This window comes from Clostridium sp. DFI.1.208, assembly GCF_024463855.1.
In the GTDB taxonomy this organism is placed as follows: Bacteria; Bacillota_I; Bacilli_A; order Erysipelotrichales; family Erysipelotrichaceae; genus Clostridium_AQ.
Genome location: NZ_JANGCA010000143.1, coordinates 1 through 1,579 on the forward strand (window position 1 = coordinate 1; position 1,579 = coordinate 1,579).

General features: G+C 34.4%; 1 protein-coding gene and 1 pseudogene. Both read left to right on the forward strand.

Features of this window, described 5'->3' with window-relative positions:
- A pseudogene (locus NE665_RS23665) lies at positions 1-371 on the forward strand (transcriptional regulator); the annotation flags it as partial.
- A gap of 369 nt (positions 372-740) precedes the next feature.
- Positions 741-1,355 carry a helix-turn-helix transcriptional regulator gene (locus NE665_RS23670; protein WP_008393242.1) on the forward strand — a complete coding sequence of 205 codons (615 nt, stop codon included), beginning with the start codon at positions 741-743 and terminating at the stop codon, positions 1,353-1,355.
- Positions 1,356-1,579 lie beyond the last annotated feature (224 nt).

Here is a 1,579-nt window from a genome sequence, read left to right on the forward strand (position 1 = left end):
TGTCTGAAAATGAATTTTTCAATGATGAAAAAGAATGCAGATTTTACATGGAAACCAAACTCATACAGTATATCCATAACTACATTACCAATGAGGTTACGGAGTTAGAAGAACTTATGGAAATCAAGCAGTTGATACAACGTCAAAAAATAGAACGCATGATGAAAGTACATAAGGAAATGCGAGGGTTAGACCGATACAGAGAACAGCCCAAAGAGTATAAATACCATGACCCTTATGATGACTGGATATTCCGTCAACTTGCGGACATAGACAGCAGAAATAACATTCCCGACACTTCGCCACAGTTAGATTTTGATGAAACGGACTATGAAGATTATCTGAAAGAGAAATGGAACAGAGGTCTTTAATTTTCCTCTTGAATGAAAGATACAGCAAACAAAAAGCCCAGTAAAGAGTGCAAAGCACCACCAATGGTGGCAAGGCTCTTGACAGGGCTTTTTCTTTTCTGTGGTTGGTAATCAAGAGGAAGAAAGAAAAAGTGTGTATTTTTCAAGACAGAAAAATGTCAAGGGGGGTGTGCTGATTTTTGTTGTGGCGGATATATGGAACTGTTATAATATGGATATGTTTAAATTACGTTATAAGCAAGAATATTCTGCTGATTTGTCAAAAAACATCATTGCAACTGCCAGTTGACATATTTCCATATCTAAATGGTGGCTATGCAACTGATAATATTGCTAAAATTACACCATGAAAGAAAGGAGTGTTAGCTAATGAATATGGCAGACAGAATACAATATTTAAGGAAATCAAAAGGAATATCACAAGAGGAACTTGCGGATAAAGTTGGAGTTTCAAGGCAGGCTGTTTCCAAATGGGAAAGTGAACAAAGTACGCCTGACTTAGAAAAAATAATTATAATGAGTGATTTTTTTGGAGTAACAACTGACTATATCCTAAAGGGAATTGAACCAGTAGCAGACAAAGAACAAAAAAATAAAGAGCTTACGAGTAAGGTACTTTATATATCATCAACAGCTTTTGTTGCTATTGGGCTGTTTTGTGCATTTGGTAATTGGTATGCAGAACAAACAATGGAAGCAGTTTGGGGTTCAATGATTATTCAAGCTATAGGGATTGTTGGATATTTTATAGCGAGAATACTATCGGAAGAAAAATCCCCCTTTTATGTAAATTGGCTTAATATAATCGGAGTTGCTTTTATGCCTATTTCTATGATTACAGGATATATTTCAGGATTGGTTTTCAAACTAGAAGGGTGGATTGCACCTTATCCGATAGGAATATTTCATACTTTAGTTTTCGTGTTAGTATTCTTTGTAGTTGTGATTGCAAGCTATATTATTCTAAAGAAACAAACAAAATAGTGATTACCTTTATTTTGCAAAAGCAGTTAGTCTTAGGATTGACTGCTTATTAATAAAAGACACCACTTCAATGTGTCAATGGTGTCTTTTTAGTGCTATTTTATCGTCATATCAAGGCTCGTTCAATCGTGGTATATTCGTGGTAAAATGAGTGTTTTTCTATACTTCGAAATGCTTGAAAGTGTAATATTTATAGGGATAATCAAAAATCAGATATAAAGTTT